The following is an 18070-nucleotide window of genomic DNA, read 5'->3' as shown; positions in this document are numbered from 1 at the left end:
AAAATTCCATGAGAATTCGAAGGTTAATTGATTTATGTATCATTAATGAGATAATAAATATTGTGTTTTATAAAAGAAAGTTGAGACAAAAGTCTTAATTACTTTGTTATATAATTTTTTTAAACTATAAAATTGGAGAAAAAAATTTAATGTCCCAAAAACTTAAGCGAAGTTTACAGAGTCGCCATATGTCAATGATTGCATTAGGTGGTTGTATTGGTACTGGTTTATTTGTTGCATTAGGTGGTGCTATTGCTGATGCTGGGCCAGGTGGTACAGTCTTAGCATATGTGATTATAGCAATAATGGTATATTTTTTAATGGCCAGTTTAGGAGAAATGGCTGCACATAGTCCTGTAACAGGTACATTTTGCGAATATGCAACTAGGTATGTAGATCCAGCATTAGGTTTTAGCACAGGTTGGAGTTATTGGTTTAACTGGGCTATCACTGTTGCGACTGAAGTTATTGCTGCTGGTTTGATTATGCAGTTTTGGTTCCCAGGTAGTTCTATACTTATGTGGAGTGGTTTTTTCTTTGTTTTAGTCTTCTGTTTGAATGTGTTTTCAGTACGTGTATATGGTGAAGTTGAGTATTGGCTATCATTTATAAAAGTCTCAACTGTTATTATTTTTATAATAGTTGGTTTTTTATCTATACTTGGGCTAGTAGGTAATCATTCAAGTGTAGGATTTGAAAATTGGAGAATTGGTGATGCGCCATTTCATAATGGTTGGTGGGGCTTTATCTCTGTATTTATGATCGCAGGATTTTCTTTTCAAGGCAGTGAGCTTATTGGTGTGACTGCTGGAGAAGCAAAGGATCCAAGTTCATCAATACCAAAAGCAATCAAACAAACATTTTGGCGTTTATTTATATTTTATATTTTAGCTGTTGTTATTATTAGTTTCTTGATTCCATATAATAATCCTTCTTTAATTAAAGCAGGCGCAAATAATGATGTTTCAATTAGTCCATTTACAATAGTGTTTCAAAATGTTGGCTTAAGCTCAGCAGCTACTATTATGAATGTGATAATTTTAACAGCAATATTATCAGCGTGTAACGCAAGTATGTATAGTGCTACAAGAGTATTATGGCATTTAGGAAAAATTAAACAGGCTCCGAAAGTGTTTGCATCAGTTAATTCAAAAGGAACACCAATGATAGCACTACTAGTTACTTGTTTAATTGGTAGTTCATTCTTTTTTGTATCATTTGTTGGTAGTGGGCAAATATTTACATGGTTAGTTAATATATCTAGTTTAGCAGGCTTTATTGCTTGGTTTACAATAGCTCTTAGCCATTACCGTTTTAGAAGAGCATATGTTAAACAGGGTAAAGATCTAAAAGATCTTCCATTTGTTGCAAAATTTTTCCCTTGGGCTCCTCTTATAGCCTTAGCTTTAGTAAGTATTGTTATAGTCGGACAGGGCGTAAATATTCTTACTATGTCTGGTAGAAGTTGGACAAGTGTTATTCTTGAATTCTTTTCCACTTATATAGGTTTTTTTGCTTTTGTAATGTTATACTTTGTATATAAATTTACTAAGAAAACAAAGTTGATAAAACTAGAGGACTGTGACCTATCTGCTGAGTCATAGCTGGTAACTGTTATGAACACTTTTTTTATACAAGGTAAAGTTGGGAAAATTGAAGTAGCCCACGATAAAGTCAAAGATTCTAATGCACAAGTTGCAGCAGTGATTTGTCATCCTCATCCCTTATATCAGGGTAGTATGCACAATAAAGTTGTAACTACAATTTCTAGAGCAATGAAGACTCATTCTATACAATCATTTAGATTTAATTACCGTGGAGTAGGTGGAAGTCAAGGTGAGTATGGAGACGGAGATGGTGAGCTAGATGATCTATTATCTGTATGTGCATGGATCTGTGATAACACAGATGTGAAAAAGATATTATTGTGTGGTTTTTCATTTGGAGGAGCTATTGCTTATAAAGGCTTAAGTAATTTAGATAATGTCGAGGCTTTAATAACGATTGCACCAGCAGTTGATAGATTTGATCTTACTAAGTTCAATGAGCCTAATGTACCATGGCTTGTTATCCAAGGGATAGATGATGATACGGTTAATCCAAATTCTGTTTTTGATTTTACTCTTAAAAAAGTAAAATCAGATCTGACTTTAGTAAAGATGGATCAAGTTGGCCATTTTTTTCATGGTAAATTGATACAATTAAAGAATGTAATAGAAGACTTTTTAACCCCCATAGTTAAGAAACTATAAAACAAAAAGGACCAGAGTAATGAATAGAAAAGTAGCTCTTGAGGCAGTTAGAGTAACAGAATTAGCAGCATTAGCATCTTGGAGTCAAATGGGCAGAGGAGATAAAATTGCTGCAGATCAAGCTGCTGTAGATGCAATGAGAAAATCTCTTAATGAAGTCGATATCGATGGAACTGTTGTTATAGGTGAGGGAGAGCTTGATGAGGCCCCTATGCTTTATATTGGCGAGAAAGTTGGTGCTGGAGGCTGTGAAGTTGATATTGCTTTAGATCCTCTTGAAGGAACTACTATCACATCAAAAGGTGGCGCAAATGCTCTTACTGTTTTAGCTATGGCAGATAAAGGAGGCTTTTTAAATGCTCCTGATGTTTATATGCAAAAAATTGCAGTTGGTGGGATTAAAGCACCTAAAGGTATAGTTGATTTAGACGATTCTGTAACAGAGAATTTAGAAAGAATTGCAAAATTCAAAGGAGTTCATGTATCAGCATTAGTTGTATGTACTATGGATAGACCAAGACATGATTATATTGTCAAAGAAGCACGTGAGTGCGGTGCTAGAGTTATTTTAATAGATGATGGCGATGTTTCTGGTGTTATTTCAACTGCTACTGAGGGCTCAGGAATTGATGTCTTTATTGGTACTGGCGGTGCTCCTGAAGGAGTTTTATCGGCTGCAGCGCTAAAATGCCTAGGTGGTCAAATGCAAGCAAGACTCGTTTTTCATTCAGATGAGGAAGTTCAAAGAGCCCATCGTCTAGGTATTACAGATCTTGATAAAAAATATGATATTGATGAGCTAGCTTCAGGAGATATTGTATTTGCTGCAACGGGTGTTACAGATGGTAATATGCTACAAGGAGTTAAAAGAGTTAAAAGCTCACTTAGAGGTTCTTTTGCGGTAACACATAGTGTTGTTATGCGCTCTACTACAAAAACAGTACGTCATATTACAGCAGAACATAGCTTTAATTTTAAAGATGGCGTAGAGAGATTCATGTCTTAAAGTCTTATTTATTTTCAAGAAAAATCTGTATTAAATCTACTTATTAAATTATTCTAAGCTTTAATTATAATATTTATTAAAAATGCTTTTTTTAAAGTTAATTTAACAGATAAATCTAATAATACGAATAAACTAGGTTTAAAAACTGCTTTTAAAATGGTAGATTGTTACAATGATTTTAAAACAAATATTTAACAAATGGATCAAACAGGTATTCTTTGGGTTACTTTCGTAATATATATAGTCATTATTTTTGGTATAGGCTTGTATTCTTACTTTCAAACAAAAAAAGTTTCTGACTATATGCTTGGGGGTCGCTCTTTGAGCGCACCTATTGCGGCACTAGGTGCCGGAGCCTCTGATATGGGGTCTTGGTTGTTATTGGCTCTTCCTGGAGCATTTATGGTTTCTGGGTTTAATCAGATTTGGTTGCCATTAGGGTTAACTATAGGGGCTTTTATCAATTGGGGTGTCATTGCAAAAAGGTTAAGAATATACACTGAAATTGCGAAAGACTCTATAACTATACCTGCTTATTTTGAAAACAGATTTCATGATGATTCTGGTAAAATTAGGACTCTGACAGCAGTTGTTTTAGTAATTTTCTTTACAATATATGTTGGTGCCGGCTTTGTCTCTGGAGGTGTGTTATTTAGTTCTATGTTTGGGATTTCGTATCATAGTGCTTTATTGCTAACAGCTTCAATTATATTTATATATACTTGTGTTGGCGGTTTTTTAGCGATATCCTGGATTGACTTTTTTCAAGGTTCATTGATGCTATTTGCTTTATTGTTAGTACCAATTGTTGTTTACTTTAATTTTGATAGTTCAGGAACTACGAGTATTTTATCAAATATTGATATTAAAGGATTCTATGATATAACTTCTGGTGTGCCATTAATAACAATTGTTTCCTTGTTAGCTTGGGGATTGGGATATTTTGGCCAACCACATATTATTGTAAGATTTATGGCAATAAAAAATCCAAATAAAACTCATAAAGCTATGTGGATCTGTATGATTTGGATGATCTTAGCACTTATTGGAGCAGCTTGTGTTGGTATTCTTGGAGCAGCCTATTTTCATACAGGTCAGATAAATCCAGAGTCTGTATTTTTAAAGCTATCATCGGTATTTTTTAATCCTTGGGTAGAAGGAGTTTTATTGGCAGCTGTTCTTTCTGCTGTTATGAGTACATCATCAGCTCAATTATTAGCATTATCAAGCGCATTCTCTGTAGATGTTTATGCTAAATTTATAAGAAAAAACGCGTCACATCGTGAACAATTAAATGTTAGTCGTTTAATTGTACTTATAATAACGATAGTAGCAATAGTGATATCTTTAAACCCGGATACAACTATCTTAAAGCTAGTAGGCTATGCATGGGCTGGCTTAGGAAGCTCTTTTGGTTCAGTAGTAATATTTTCTCTATTTTGGTCTAGGATAAATAAGTTTGGTGCTATAGCAGGTATTTTATCTGGAGCTATAATAGTTTTAGTATGGCCTTTATTTGCAAATTTAGGAGGATGGTTCAAGATATATGCTATGGTCCCTGGTTTTGTATGTAGTAGTATATTGATAATAGTTGTTAGTCTTTTAACTTCAAAGCCGGAAGAGTCAATAAAGCTTGAATATGAAAAATATAAACAAGCTTTATAATAAAGTTATTGTTACTTAGACTATTTTGCAGTAGAATTCTTACATTTAATTTTACAGTTTTTAGATGAAACGAGCATTAAGCCTAATAGCTTTTGTAGGTGTGCTATTTAGTGTTTCGTTCACAGGACGATTTATGGCTTCAATAACCTTATTATCTTTATTATTTTTATTTTTATTATATCTATTTCTATCTTCTAAAAAGGATCAATTTAAACTCATTGGTATTATATATGCGCTATTAAGTTTTGGCTTTGTAGCATATGTAACACAGGTTTTTCTAGGAGCTGACTATAACTCCCATCCACTTATTTCTGTAGTGATACTCGTTATTCTTTTACCAACATTCTTTTTATTAGGTTATCGGATAATCCTAAGCTTACACTGCTTTGTAGATAGCCTGTACCAGATACGTAATCCAAAGATTTTCTCAGAAACATCAGATCTTAATTGTTCAATAGTTATTACTACTCGTAATGAGCCTTTTGATGTTTGTAAAATGACTTTTGATTCAGCGTATGATTTAGATTATCCAGCAGATAAAAAAGAAATAGTAATTGTTGATAACAGTGATTTGGATAATAAGGATTTTATTAAATGGCGTGAGTATGTTAATCAAAAACATATGAGTGATGGCATAGCCTGTAAATTCATACATAGAAATGGCATCGAAGGTTTTAAACCACGTAATTTAGACATTGCTATGGAAAACGTTAGCTTTGACTATGTGTTATTTTTAGATGCTGACTCGACATTGCCAGAAAATGCGCTAAAAGTAGGCCTATCTGAATTTAAAAAAGATTCAAAATTAGGGTTTATAAGTTTTCTTATTGAAAGTACTAATTATGGCACCAATTTGGTTACAAAAGTTGCAAGCATTTTCCAAAATACAATTAGATATTTTAATGAGTTTGTAGGTAAATATGGTTATTGTAATTATCAAGGCCATAATGGTATTTGGAATAAAAAAGCACTTAAGGCAATATCAAAGTGGGAAGAGTACTATAAATCTCAAGTCATGGTGACAGAAGATATTGCGGCAGGTTTTAGATGTTATGAGGCGGGTTTTACAAGCAAACCGGTGTTTCTTAAAACGGGTGAATGGGTGCCTACATCATTAAAAGAGTTTGAGAAAATGTGGCTAAGGTGGTCATTTGGTGGTATGCAAGTTATGCATAAACATATGTCAAAGATAATAAAATCCCCCAACCTTCACTTTAGAGTAAAGCTTGATATGTTATATCTTCTCTTTAAAGTAGTTGCTTCAGGATTTCCTATATTTGCATTACTTTTGGTACTTTTCCCGAAGGGAGATCCAGAGTTTGTTTTAATTGTAAATATAACCCTTGTCCCATTGTTTATATTAAGTTTTTGGTACTATTTATGTGGAGATATTAAAGGTAGTTTTCTGAGTAAAATTTCACAGATATATATATCAATGTTTATGCTTTCATCATTTGTTTTTTGGTGTGGTATAAAAGCAGAGATAAATTATTATTTAAATAAGCCACAAGGTTGGAAGCCTACTAGTAAGGTTTTTGATAAAATAGAAGGGTGGCCACAGATTATTTATGATAATTTTGGTAAATTAGCTTTTTCAATATTTGGATTAGTTGTAGCTACCTATTCAATTTTTAAATTTTATCCTCAAACAAACTTTTATATGTATTTCCTGTGTATGCTACCAAGTATATTGTTATTTTTGAACACAATCCTATGTGTTGTTATACTAGGTAAAGCAAGACAGTAAAATCATTTATGATATGATCGAGTACGACAATTTATTTTATTTAGTTATAGCATTTGGATTTGTATTATTAAATGCATTTTTTGTTGTTGCAGAATTTTCTTTAGTTAAACTTAGACATTCTCAAGCAAAAATCTTAAAACAAAAAAAAGGTTTAAGAGGCAAGATCTTATATCAAGTACATAATGATCTTGATGTATATCTTTCAGCATGCCAGTTAGGAATTACATTAGCATCTTTAGGTTTAGGCTGGGTTGGTGAACCTGCTTTTTCTGAACTGCTGGAACCTCTTTTATTACATTTAGGAGTTGTATCAGCAGAGGTTACAAAATTTATAGCATTTGCAGTTGGCTTTGCTGTAATATCTTTTTTACATATAGTTATAGGTGAGCTAATGCCAAAATCTATGGCTATAAGACAGACTGAGAGATTATCTCTGTTAACTTGTATACCTCTTTATATTTTTTATTGGGTGATGTTACCATTTATATGGGTTCTTAATGAAACTGCAAATAAACTTCTTAAAGTTTTTAGGTTAGATTCCGTTGCTGATGCAGAGTATGGATATACTACAGAAGAAATAAAACTTATACTTAAAAGTAGTCACTTCAAGAAACCTATGACAGAAGATCATAGAGATATTCTTTTAAGAATAGTTGAGTTTTCTAATTTACAGGCGATTGATGCCATGCGACCAATTAAGGAAATGGTTGCTATAGATTATGATCTATCAAGTAAAGCAAAACTTGAGACTGTTAAAAAGCATTTATATACAAGGTATCCCGTTTATAAAGGCAAAGCTAAAAATATTATCGGTGTAATACATACTAAAGATATTTTGTGTGCTCTAGATGATGATTCTAAAAAGGAAGAGTTAAGACCAATATTAAGGGTTTCATATCATGATCAGTTAATAAATGTATTACATAAATTTCAACAAGGTAAGCCACACTTTGCATTGGTATATAAAAATCGTAATTTAGTTGGCTTTATAACACTAGATAACTTATTAGCTATTTTGATAGGTAAAATGTCAGATGAGTTTCATTTTGTGAAAGAGCCTTGGTTAACTATATCAGCTAATAAATTTTTAATAAAAGCAGAGGCTCCGGTATATGCAGTAGAAAGATTAGTTGGGGTTGATCTTTCTGATTACCCCGCAGACACTGTTCTAGATTTATTAAAAAGTGCTCTAGGTGATAATTTAAATAGTAATAGTGTTTGGGATCAGTCTGAGTTTATAATAAAAGTATATAAGGTTGAAAAAGGCATTATAAAAGAGGTTCTTTTAGAATTAAGGCAAGATCAAGAGAACTAAAAAATTAGCATATATTTAGTTTTAAAATGAAGATATGTTAATATAATTCAAAGGTTTCGTTTAAATAAGATTAATTAGTGATGATAAATCTCTTAAATATAAAGAGGCAGAAAGGATTATCTTTAATAGAAAGTGTACTGTCATCTGTGATTGGTCTATTTATACTGACATCGTCTTTTTTAGTAATAAACTCAACTATAATGACCTCGGTTACTTCACAAAAAAGAGTACAGCTTAATCAGGAACTAGAAAAGAAAATTGATCATTATATTTTGACGGGAAATTTTAATAGTACCTCAATCCAAGGAAATGAATTTTTGAAATCAAAAGCATCAAATTCTAGTTTAGTAAAATTTGTTGGAAAAAATAAAGAATCTGGGATTGCAGTTTCAAAAGAGATAATTAAATACAAAAGTTCAGTTAATATTTAATATACTATGCAGAGAGATATAAATAAAGGCACCTCTAGTAAAGGTGTAACATTGGTAGAGCTTTTAGTAGCAATTACAATATCTGCAATCGTTATTACTATGGCTATCAATATATATCTATCTTCGAAGAAAGTGTATGAAGAATCAAAACAAAAAACATCCTTAGACATTAGACAATTAACTGCTAAAAAAATATTTTATGATGCTGTGACTAATGCAGGACTCTCCTGTAAATATGGTGCTAAGAATCAAAAATATATAAATAGAACGGGCGAAAATACTACTAGTTTTGATTTTATGTATGATAGCTCTCCAGTTAGAGTAGGAAATATATCATCGATAGGTAACTTCTTAGAGAATTCTTTTAAAGGTCAAAGAGGAAGCTTATATCAGCCTGGTACAGACTATATAATGATAAAGAGTGAAGATACGTTTACTAGCTTGGTAATGAAGCCTATAAATTTAAATTTATATCTTAATTCTACCGAGCAGTTGGAAAAAGATGATTATCTTGCATTGTGCAATAATGATGATATTAATCTTGTTAAAATAGCCCATGTAGATAAAAAACATAAGAAAATTAGTTTAGCTATCGCACCACAAAGTGAATATCATAAGGGAGATTATGTAGGTAAATATGGTATACAAATATTTTATATAGCTGCTGATAATAGTCGAAATACTTCTGGTAGATTAAAGTATTCGCTATATTTGTACACAAAAGATGGTTCAAATCCTGGCGTCACATATCCTATTGTTGACGGTGTTTCAGATTTAAAGATTAGTTATTCTATTCTAAATAGACAGCATCTTCATTGGAGGAAGATAACTAGAAATATTGATTTAGATAATATAAAAGCAAAAGCATTAAAGATATCATTTAAATTAGAAGAAAAAAGCGTTGAAAAGGTTATCTTATTGTCATGATTGGTAAGAGGCTTATCCGCGTAAAAAAACTAAGAGGATCATCACTAGTATCTGTTATGATATTTGGTTTTGTGGTTTTAGTGACAGTATCAAGCTTAGCTTATATCTTTAGATATAATTTACTTAGTATTAAAAGCCTCATTTTACAAGAAAACGTTACAACTGTTGATCAACAATATATGCAACAAGTTGTTAAGAAAGGTTCAATCAAGATAGGTGATAAAACTTTAGGTAACTATTCTTTTGAAAATAAATTGGAAAATAGGCAGCCGATCTATTCTAATAAAGATATTGACGCAAGTTTGTATCATGCTAAGCCTGCTGCAATTACTAGTAATATAGTACATAAGCTTACATATAAAAATAACCTTGATATAACTAAGGATATTATATATAAAAGCTTACCAAAACATTCGATGATAAATTATCACGCTTCAATTATCCCTATTAATGTTCCATATGTTGATATTACTAGAATGAGTAATTCAGAGAAGTTTTATCGTTTAGACAAAAACTTCCAAATTAAAGATCATCGAGTTGGCTTTACTGGGTTTATAAAAAAAGAATCTGATTGGCTTTTGATTTCAGTAAACAATCAAGCACAGGTTATAAGCTTAAGAAATTTAGATTTATCTCATAATTATAAAGTTAATATTGGTTGGAACCTTAAAAAAGGTCAGTGGCAAATGCTTATGGCTATATATGATAAAGATCACCTATATATATTTAGAACTAAATTAAGTAGCCTTGTAAATAATCTTAGTAAAGCAGCTTTAGATCTTTCAATACCAGTTGAAATCTTTGATTCACCTTCAAATATTGCTGCAATATCATGGTATTTTGAGAAGGATAATTCAGAGCCAAGTTTAGCAGTTTTAATAACACGTCGAGATAGTGATGATAATTTAGCAGTTATTATTGAAGATCTGAAATATGATTCGTTACAAAATATTTATTCAACATCAGTAAAAGATAGCATCAGTGGTTTAGAAGATGTAGGTAATAGTAATATTTATGCAATTGCTTTAGATCCGACTTATACACTAGCACAAAGCCCTTTATATATATTTGCTGGTAAGAAGATGATTGTATATAACACAAGTAGTCATTATAAAGTTAAAAGACAAACTGTAATACTAAGTAATAAAGTTTCTAATCGACCTTTAGTGGTTAAAAAAGATGCCTATGATTATTATATTCTAACATATGGGGAAGACCGATATTTTCAATATAAATATACAAAAAATACTGATGTGATAAATGTTATAGAGCCCGTAATATATCCTGATGAAAATATACAAAATATTATTGTAAGATATGGTTTGAAATTTATTGTGACAAAGAATCATGTATATATAAATGATTTCGAAAATAGACAGTTAAGTAAGATTTCTATATAAGGGTATTTTAGATGTTAAAGAGATTCATTATTGTTTTTATGTTTGCATTATTAGCATCTAAAACAGTATATGCACTAAACTGTAGTTTTATAAGTTTAGGGAAAAATCGCGTTGATAATAGACTTATCTTTAAATGCCATGAAGATACTTCTTTAAAAGATAATAAATTAATATTTTATATAATAGGTAAAAATGTCAAAATAAAAACTATAAAAAGTTCCGAAGGCAAAGTTGATTTTGATATTGATGATATCACTAATAATATTAAGCAAGTTAGTGTGAACATATCGATAGAAACATGGTTTAGGGATTTTGATTATACAGCAGATAAAGATGAAGCTATTGAATTAACAATAATATCTAAAAAAGATAGTAATCGTGATTTTAAAGTTCTATGGGGAGGAGTGATAAAAAATTCACATAGTGCAAAAAATAGTAAAAATAATGATTTTCAGTTTTATAGAAATAAAGATAATCACTTCTATATTGTAGAAAAAGGTTTAAGTTGTTTTTTAAAAGGTGATTGTGATGATACTATTAATCTATCAGATAGCGATGGTAACTCTCAACAGTGTAAACTTTTAAGACAGAAGTTAAGCATCTATTCTGATTTTGGTATAATCCATCAAAGGAATATTTAATTAAAATTATTAGGCGTGTAATTATGAAAAATATTAAAGGCTACTCTCTTGTAGAGATGATGATTGTTATTGCAATTTTTGTGATACTAGCTGTTGCAGCTACAAGTTATATAAGAAGCGATGGTTACTCTCAGGAAAGCCAAAGAAAGCAGATAGAGAGTCTGATAAAGACTGCAAGAATAACAGCATTACAAAATAATGAAACTGTTACAATATGCTCATCGAATGATAAGACAAACTTAACTTGTCTTAATAACACACTATGGAATGGTAGTGCTATAATAGCTTTTTCTAGTGATAATACTCTATTGACAGCTGTAGATTCTCCTAGTAGTGGTGATTATTCTGCGCGTTTAAGTAATAATGGACAAACCTCAATTGAAATAGAAGGTAGAGGTCGAGCATCAAATAATAGGGCTACTTTGACCTTATGTGAAGGAAATGATGCATATTCGGAAATGGAAGTTAACTCCCGTGGTAATGTAACTGTAGGAGATCCTACTAGTAATCCTTGTTAAGGGAATTTAATAAGCTTTAATTATTCCATATGGTGATGGAGCATCAGTTATGTTTTTGTCATCCAGGTCTGAAACTAGCTTAGTTTGGAAAGTTGAAGAGTTATATTCTACTTTTAAGTTTGAATCTGTGTTTAAGCTATAACTTTCAATTGTTTTTAGTTCTGAAATGCTATACACATGAGCAATTATTTTTAAGTCAGCTGTTTGTTCAACTATGATAATAGTATTTTTATCTAGAGGTATTATATTTTTGATATCCTGATAGCTCTCTGGTGAAGGTATTTGAACTTGTTGAACTGTATCTGCATCTATATCAACCTTGTAAATTATTAGAGAATCTTGACTTACATTATTATGTGATGCGCATATTAGAAAAATTCCATTGTTGTTTTTAATAACTATCGGCATTAGTTGTATTTCAATTGGAGAAACAGTTGAAGAGTTTGTATTTTCTAGATCAGGACTCATTATATCAATAGATGAAAATTCCTCACCAGATGCTCCTTTTTCTGTAGGGATAACAACTATTTTGTCAGTGACCTGATTATTATCTAGAGATATTGGAATTACTATGACACGGCTTAGAGTTAAACCAGTAGATATAGTCGCAGATGCTATAGAATTGTATGTATCACCATCAAGAGACATAAGCTCTAGCTTTAAGTCACCCGATGAGTCAGTTTTAGATATTAGATTTTCTATAGTATTTTCAGTTGGAATAAAACTAATATTTACAAATGCTAATAGTATGCTAGGCATTGTTAGCAATATGCTCAGAATAGTGATTTTTTTTAGTTTAACTAATTTCTTGATGAACATATTTTTCACTGTAGGTCTTGTATAAAGATCTTTATTATTTCTTTTTTATTAATTTACAATTGCCTGGAAGATAGTCTTCATGTATTCCACCTCCAAAAGCACGACATCTCCATTTTACAGTATCTTTGCCTTTAGTTACAGTTGGAGTTAAAGTAAGATATGCCTTACCGGTAACTAGCTGTTTACCACTTTCACCAATATTTATTTTAATTTGATTTAATTTTTTATCAACGGAGGTGTGTTTTGGTAATGCATTTATAGAAGAGCTATTTTTAAACATAATATTATCTATTATGTCTTTTTGAGCTACTTCAGTTTCTTGTATTGCAACAGATATTTTTGATCTAATTAAGTATGCTTCGAGCATTGGAAGAGAAACAACACCTAGTATAAAAATTGCTACCATAAGCAAAAGTTTTTCTTTACTAACCAGGCTTTTTCTTGATGCTGATACAAATCTACTTTTAAATCCTTTTTTTCTTTGATGGAACTCATGAGTTCTTTGTTTTTCTGTTGCTTCAAAAACCTTCTTCTCTAAATTGTAGAAATCTTTAAAGCTATTATTATCTTTCATAAAGAGATATGCATTTTTTGATGCCTAGGTTACGACATTATAGAGAGTTATTTTGTCAAAGAAAATAGATTTCTAACTAAAAAATATTACTTTAATATTAGTATAAATTTAAAAATATATAGACTAAATTCTAGCTTAATATATTTTTATTTTTTTATAAATCTTATATCAATAGTATATGCTAAGGATAAGAAAATCTTTATTTTAAGCTCTTATTAGAATAGATATTGTGTATTATATTTAGTAGATATTATTTTATTGTTTTGAAGGTTTGTATATGATGTTTATGAAATTTAATAGAGGGTGTTTAATTTTTATTTTCTTATTGATTTCTAATTTATGCTTTGCTAATTCTGATAAGTATCATCTAGCAACAAGTCCAGTTAAGTTGGATAATAATAAACCTGACTTTGCGAGTATTAAGGATGTTGCAAAAAAGAAAAAGCTTTTTATTGATTTTATGTCAAAAGAAATTAAAGAAGCAAACAAAGAGATCTGTAGTGAAAGAAAGAATATTTTAGATTTACAGAAAGATTTAAATAAGCAAAAAAAACTAAATAAACAGCAGCTAGATATACTTAAAAAATATACACAATTTTATAAGATATCCAATAACCATTCTCTAGAAAAGCAATTGAATGATTTACTAGTTAAAGTAAATATAGCTCCTAGAAGCTTGGTTATAGCACAAGCAATATTAGAAACAGGTTGGGGGACTTCAAGATTCGCTGTTAAATATAATAATTACTTTGGACTACATTGTTTTGAAAAAGATTGTGGTGTAAAAGCAAAAAGATCAGATGCTCAAGTTGAGATATTTAAAGATGTTGGTGATAGTGTTTTAGCATATTATTATAAACTAAATACAGGCGGTAAGTTTGTTAAGTTTAGACATGTTAGAGCATCAAGTAGTATGCAAAAAAATGATGTTGATAGCTTAATAGATACTTTAGGGGAATATTCATCTTTGGAAGGACAAGAGTATCAAAAGAGACTTAAAGGAGTTATAAAATATAATCACTTAGGTAGTTATGATAACTCATGTACTTTCTCAAATGTAACTAATGATTAGTCTACTATTAAATTTAAATACACTAAGCCTTAATCATACTTATATCATAAATTATATTTTATCTTAAATATATAAAACCTTTTGAAAGTAGTAATATATATTATAAAATTTATATCTGCATGTTGTAGAAATGCTATAAATTATTGAGTATGGGAGTTATGTTCTTTGTAAGAAAACAAAAAGGGATGTCTTTAGTAGAGGTATTAGTAAGTGTTACTATAATGGTTATAGTATCTTTTTTACTAGTTGATACTTTCTTTCATGCTAGGAGAAGCTTTGATAGTTCTGTGCAAAGTCTTGATTCATATAAAAATAATGTTGAAGCGAGACTTATATTTACCAATTTAATTGATAATGCCTATATCACTGGTAATGCTACATATTCTATTTTGAAAAGAAGAAATACAGCTATAAATCCAGCTCCGCAACCAAACCCTTTTGACTATCCTTTAATATATGCTCAACCTGCACCACTAGTTGATAGCTCTAATTTTCCATCAGATGCTCAGCAAGGCACAGATGTACTAGTTTTACAAACTATAGACTTTCCAATAACTCTTGAAAATGCAGTTAGTGCTACAGATCAGGCTATAACTTTCAACAAAGTATATCCTGGAAGTAGCCAATATATGATGCTTACAGATGATACAAATCAGACTCTTTTACTTAGGGATTCTGCTCAGGTTGATGATGGAGTCACAACATTTGATTTAGCAAGTCCTATTGGTCAAAGCTATCCCGCTGGATCAACCTTATATACTGGTTATATTATAAGAGTAATCTATGTTAGAGATACTGGCGTGGCAGATAGTAATGGCAATAATGAATTTGAGTTATATGAAAAATCATATAGTAATAATGGTAGTGAAACAGATCAGGTGTTACTTAAAGGCGTTAGTGATTTGCATATAAGCTATAAAACTGCTGGACAGAATCAACAGTGGCAAGCTGTAACAGCTCAAACAAATAAAAGACAGTGGTATCGTGAAATACGTGGGATAAAGATTGATTATCGATTAGATGGACAAGACCAAGAAGTTGTGTTGTCTTTTAATGGTATAAGTGGATTAAGTTAGCCAGAGAATTGTATATGAACATTAGAATAAAGAAATATAATAGTGGTGTTGCTTTGGTTTTTGCTATTTCAATAGCAGTAGTGTTTATGGTAATGAGTTTTTTGCTTTTTGCTCTAGTCCGCTCTGATTTTTTTATACAGAAGTCTGAAAAGCAAAATTTAGAAAAAAAAATTCAAATTCAGCAGGCATTTAAGTCTGGAGTCATCTCAGGATCTCAATTTGTTTATAATGAAAATACAATACCTTCTGGCTCTACAGAATCAAAAAATCTTAGTGATAATAGTGCTCAATATACAGTTGAAATCTCTAATAGTGACTCTTCAAGTGGATCTAGTGCCTTTGTAATTCCTGAAGGTAGCTATGCTATGAGAAATAGAGAGTATTATGTCAAAATGACTTTAGCTAATCGTACAAAAAATATTGTAATAAATGTGCCTAGTATTACGCAACCTAGTGTTGATGGTTCAATAGACAAGTCAACTATATCTCTTAATATTCCTGCTATTAATCGAAATAATCTTTCAAACTCTCAATTAAGCGCAGATGGTGAACTTATAGACAAGGATGTTGGTTATATTGGTAGCTTGAAGGTTGATGGTAATACTCAAACTCTTGAGTTTACAGCTAAAGATGATGCAGATCCTAAAACGCTTAGCCTATCAGGCTTTGAGTCAGGGGCATTAGTTTTGACACAAGGTTGGGTACTAAAAGATGGTCTTTGGGACTTATCTATAGGTGTCTTTAATCCAGATACCGAAGAAGGTTGTGTTATAAACTCTTCATTAGATAACTTTTTAAATAATTTTACAAGTCTAAACTGTGTAAATCTTAATGAGGAAGAAGAAGAGGATATCCAAGGAGCTAGATATCCAAATCCTCAAGCATATCCAGCTTGTATTGCAGGGCAAAGATACTCAGAAGGTTATATATGTCAAGAAGATGGTATTTCGTTTATTGCAAACAGAAATAATGCAGATGCTTTACCTTTTGAGAATGATGGTGATTGGAGAGTATATTATCCAGATCCTCAGTGGGTTGAGCCATATACTCAAGGTGCTAGATATAGTGTCGGAGACTTGGTTGTATATGATGGTCGATTATATAAGAATAGTAGTGATGGTCAAATGGTACATACATTTGATAATGCAAAATTCAAATTAGATGGAATTTATCCATGGAGCGAAAGAATCCAGTATTTACCTGGGAATATTGTTACATATAATGGTAAATTCTATCAAGCAGATAAAAAAACAAGAAATGATCCTTCTGATACTAAGAGATGGACAGATCTTGGTGATACATATGAAGGTAAGGCAGTAGACAGTTACGCTCTAGAGAAGATAGTTTTCCCTTATAGAGAGGAAAATCCAAGTCAAACATTACTAAATTGTAAGGGAGAGTATCCACCTATAAATACAGATACATATCAGCAATGTGTCGATGGAGATGTATATAATCAAGGAGATATGTGCTATGAAAATAATATGTTATTTGTAGCACAATATTGGACTTCAGGTTCTCCTTTTAAAAATCCAAACGCGTGGAGATTGTATTTACCAAATTCTAATTGGGTTGTGCCATTTAGTTATAATGTTATGTATGCAGATAAGCCAACAAAAGTAATTTTTGATCATAGACGTTTTGTAAATCAATGGTGGGTTAATGCAGGCAAAGATCCATACGAAGATAGTGCTTGGAAAGTTGATGGAATTTATGAATGGAATAAAGATATTACATACCTAAAAGATGATATCGTTATTTTATATGATAATTTCTATAGAGCTAAGTGGCAAAATAAAGATCAAAATCCACTAAATAATAGTGGCAATAGTGGTGAATGGGAAAATCTAGGTTTAACCTACCAAGGTAAATCAGCACAGGCGTATTTAGATGCTTGTGATAGTGTTGTTAGAAGTTTTGTAATATTTAAATCATCTTGTCATGGATTTAGTTGTACAGCTGATATAATGCAACCATCAACTACTCAGTTATATACTTATGAGATATATGATGAAAGCGGATCTCTTCTAGGATCTACTACTAGTAGCAGCGTGGATTTCACCTTTAAAACAGCTGGAGAGCATAAAATATATGCGGTAGCTAAAAATTTAGCTGGAGCTGAAGTATATAAATCTAATGAGCTAAACTATACGATTGAGTCGCAGTTGACGAAAGATCCTATAACATATATGGATCCAACTGGATATGGGCCAAAATATACAGATAAACTATTCTCAAATAGTGGTCTTGTTGTCACAGCGACAACAGACTATATTACATTTAATTGTCCAACTGGATATAGCTTTATAAAAGGAGCAGATGCAATTAAAAGTAGAAAGAGTAAAACATATAAAACATATGATGGCTCTACATATCTAATAAAAGGTGTCCGAATTATGGCAGATAAAAATACCGATTCAGCAGGGTCAGTTGTTTATACAAGCTCATCTGCGTTATATCAAAATAATTTAAAGGGTAAGAAAGAAGCATTTAAATATAGGAACTATTATACAAGAGCTGTATGTGTTCCAGATGAGAGTGATGGGCACTGGGATATCTAGTATGATATAATTATAGTATTGTTTAGTTTGGTGATTTGATGTTGTAGTGTTTTGAAGTAGTTAAAT

The 18070-nt window shown here is 31.1% G+C and carries 16 protein-coding genes; 14 read left to right on the top strand and 2 right to left on the bottom strand.

The features are described 5' to 3' along the window. Nucleotides 1-149 precede the first annotated feature (149 nt). From F3D62_RS03105 to F3D62_RS03055, 11 genes are all read left to right on the top strand, one after another. Nucleotides 150-1604 (top strand): amino acid permease, encoded by a 1455-nt coding sequence (locus F3D62_RS03105; RefSeq protein WP_150466787.1) that lies wholly within the window; start codon nt 150-152, stop codon nt 1602-1604. A 12-nt stretch (nt 1605-1616) separates the two neighbouring features. Then, nucleotides 1617-2252 (top strand): alpha/beta hydrolase, encoded by a 636-nt coding sequence (locus F3D62_RS03100; RefSeq protein ID WP_150466786.1) that lies wholly within the window; start codon nt 1617-1619, stop codon nt 2250-2252. Between the two features lie 19 nt (nt 2253-2271). After that, a complete protein-coding gene (glpX, locus tag F3D62_RS03095; RefSeq protein WP_150466785.1) occupies nt 2272-3258 on the top strand; it encodes a class II fructose-bisphosphatase in 987 nt (328 codons plus the stop codon). 198 nt (nt 3259-3456) lie between these two features. Further along, nucleotides 3457-4923: a sodium/proline symporter PutP gene (putP, locus tag F3D62_RS03090; RefSeq protein ID WP_150466784.1), complete on the top strand. Its 1467-nt coding sequence runs from the start codon at nt 3457-3459 to the stop codon at nt 4921-4923. Nucleotides 4924-4987: 64 nt separating this feature from the next. Beyond that, entirely contained in the window at nt 4988-6670 is a 1683-nt protein-coding gene (locus F3D62_RS03085) for a glycosyltransferase (protein WP_150466783.1), read from the top strand. Nucleotides 6671-6683: 13 nt separating this feature from the next. Next, nucleotides 6684-7985: a hemolysin family protein gene (locus tag F3D62_RS03080; RefSeq protein WP_150466782.1), complete on the top strand. Its 1302-nt coding sequence runs from the start codon at nt 6684-6686 to the stop codon at nt 7983-7985. Between the two features lie 80 nt (nt 7986-8065). Continuing rightward, nucleotides 8066-8416, top strand: coding sequence for a type II secretion system protein J (locus F3D62_RS03075; RefSeq protein ID WP_150466781.1), 351 nt, complete (start codon nt 8066-8068; stop codon nt 8414-8416). 6 nt (nt 8417-8422) lie between these two features. Beyond that, nucleotides 8423-9343 (top strand): PilW family protein, encoded by a 921-nt coding sequence (locus tag F3D62_RS03070; RefSeq protein WP_150466780.1) that lies wholly within the window; start codon nt 8423-8425, stop codon nt 9341-9343. After that, nucleotides 9340-10743, top strand: a complete 1404-nt coding sequence (locus tag F3D62_RS03065) for a hypothetical protein (RefSeq protein ID WP_150466779.1) — start codon at nt 9340-9342, stop codon at nt 10741-10743. Before F3D62_RS03070 ends, F3D62_RS03065 begins: the two co-directional genes overlap by 4 nt. Nucleotides 10744-10754: 11 nt before the next feature. After that, the gene (locus F3D62_RS03060) at nt 10755-11384 is read left to right on the top strand and encodes a hypothetical protein (protein WP_150466778.1); all 630 of its coding nucleotides are present in this window, start codon (nt 10755-10757) and stop codon (nt 11382-11384) included. Nucleotides 11385-11407: 23 nt separating this feature from the next. Continuing rightward, complete coding sequence (locus F3D62_RS03055; protein ID WP_150466777.1) at nt 11408-11902, top strand: GspH/FimT family pseudopilin; 495 nt, start codon at nt 11408-11410, stop codon at nt 11900-11902. A gap of 6 nt (nt 11903-11908) precedes the next feature. Here F3D62_RS03055 and F3D62_RS03050 read toward each other — a convergent pair whose 3' ends face one another. Together F3D62_RS03050 and F3D62_RS03045 are read right to left on the bottom strand one after the other, a co-directional pair. Next, nucleotides 11909-12661, bottom strand: a complete 753-nt coding sequence (locus F3D62_RS03050) for a hypothetical protein (RefSeq protein WP_150466776.1) — start codon at nt 12659-12661, stop codon at nt 11909-11911. Between the two features lie 94 nt (nt 12662-12755). Further along, the gene (locus F3D62_RS03045) at nt 12756-13295 is read right to left on the bottom strand and encodes a pilin (protein ID WP_150466775.1); all 540 of its coding nucleotides are present in this window, start codon (nt 13293-13295) and stop codon (nt 12756-12758) included. Nucleotides 13296-13581: 286 nt separating this feature from the next. Here F3D62_RS03045 and F3D62_RS03040 point away from each other — a divergent pair, with 286 nt between their 5' ends. The 3 genes from F3D62_RS03040 to F3D62_RS03030 all read left to right on the top strand — a co-directional run bounded on the left by F3D62_RS03040 (nt 13582) and on the right by F3D62_RS03030 (nt 18004). Beyond that, on the top strand, nt 13582-14367 hold the full coding sequence (locus F3D62_RS03040) for a glucosaminidase domain-containing protein (RefSeq protein ID WP_318010094.1): 786 nt from the start codon (nt 13582-13584) through the stop codon (nt 14365-14367). A gap of 158 nt (nt 14368-14525) precedes the next feature. Continuing rightward, nucleotides 14526-15443 carry a type II secretion system protein gene (locus F3D62_RS03035; RefSeq protein WP_191092521.1) on the top strand — a complete coding sequence of 306 codons (918 nt, stop codon included), beginning with the start codon at nt 14526-14528 and terminating at the stop codon, nt 15441-15443. Nucleotides 15444-15457: 14 nt separating this feature from the next. After that, nucleotides 15458-18004, top strand: coding sequence for a hypothetical protein (locus F3D62_RS03030; protein WP_150466773.1), 2547 nt, complete (start codon nt 15458-15460; stop codon nt 18002-18004). Nucleotides 18005-18070: the final 66 nt, after the last annotated feature.

The sequence above is a fragment of the Francisella sp. SYW-9 genome, assembly GCF_008711465.1.
Taxonomy (GTDB): Bacteria; Pseudomonadota; Gammaproteobacteria; order Francisellales; family Francisellaceae; genus Francisella.
This window is presented reverse-complemented; position numbering and strand designations above follow the sequence as displayed.

Coding starts and splice junctions, on each gene's coding strand:
- F3D62_RS03105 (WP_150466787.1), top strand. CDS start 150: ATGTCCCAAAAACTTAAGCGAAGTTTACAGAGTCGCCATATGTCAATG.
- F3D62_RS03100 (WP_150466786.1), top strand. CDS start 1,617: ATGAACACTTTTTTTATACAAGGTAAAGTTGGGAAAATTGAAGTAGCC.
- glpX (WP_150466785.1), top strand. CDS start 2,272: ATGAATAGAAAAGTAGCTCTTGAGGCAGTTAGAGTAACAGAATTAGCA.
- putP (WP_150466784.1), top strand. CDS start 3,457: ATGGATCAAACAGGTATTCTTTGGGTTACTTTCGTAATATATATAGTC.
- F3D62_RS03085 (WP_150466783.1), top strand. CDS start 4,988: ATGAAACGAGCATTAAGCCTAATAGCTTTTGTAGGTGTGCTATTTAGT.
- F3D62_RS03080 (WP_150466782.1), top strand. CDS start 6,684: ATGATCGAGTACGACAATTTATTTTATTTAGTTATAGCATTTGGATTT.
- F3D62_RS03075 (WP_150466781.1), top strand. CDS start 8,066: ATGATAAATCTCTTAAATATAAAGAGGCAGAAAGGATTATCTTTAATA.
- F3D62_RS03070 (WP_150466780.1), top strand. CDS start 8,423: ATGCAGAGAGATATAAATAAAGGCACCTCTAGTAAAGGTGTAACATTG.
- F3D62_RS03065 (WP_150466779.1), top strand. CDS start 9,340: ATGATTGGTAAGAGGCTTATCCGCGTAAAAAAACTAAGAGGATCATCA.
- F3D62_RS03060 (WP_150466778.1), top strand. CDS start 10,755: ATGTTAAAGAGATTCATTATTGTTTTTATGTTTGCATTATTAGCATCT.
- F3D62_RS03055 (WP_150466777.1), top strand. CDS start 11,408: ATGAAAAATATTAAAGGCTACTCTCTTGTAGAGATGATGATTGTTATT.
- F3D62_RS03050 (WP_150466776.1), bottom strand. CDS start 12,661: ATGCCTAGCATACTATTAGCATTTGTAAATATTAGTTTTATTCCAACT.
- F3D62_RS03045 (WP_150466775.1), bottom strand. CDS start 13,295: ATGAAAGATAATAATAGCTTTAAAGATTTCTACAATTTAGAGAAGAAG.
- F3D62_RS03040 (WP_318010094.1), top strand. CDS start 13,582: ATGAAATTTAATAGAGGGTGTTTAATTTTTATTTTCTTATTGATTTCT.
- F3D62_RS03035 (WP_191092521.1), top strand. CDS start 14,526: ATGTTCTTTGTAAGAAAACAAAAAGGGATGTCTTTAGTAGAGGTATTA.
- F3D62_RS03030 (WP_150466773.1), top strand. CDS start 15,458: ATGAACATTAGAATAAAGAAATATAATAGTGGTGTTGCTTTGGTTTTT.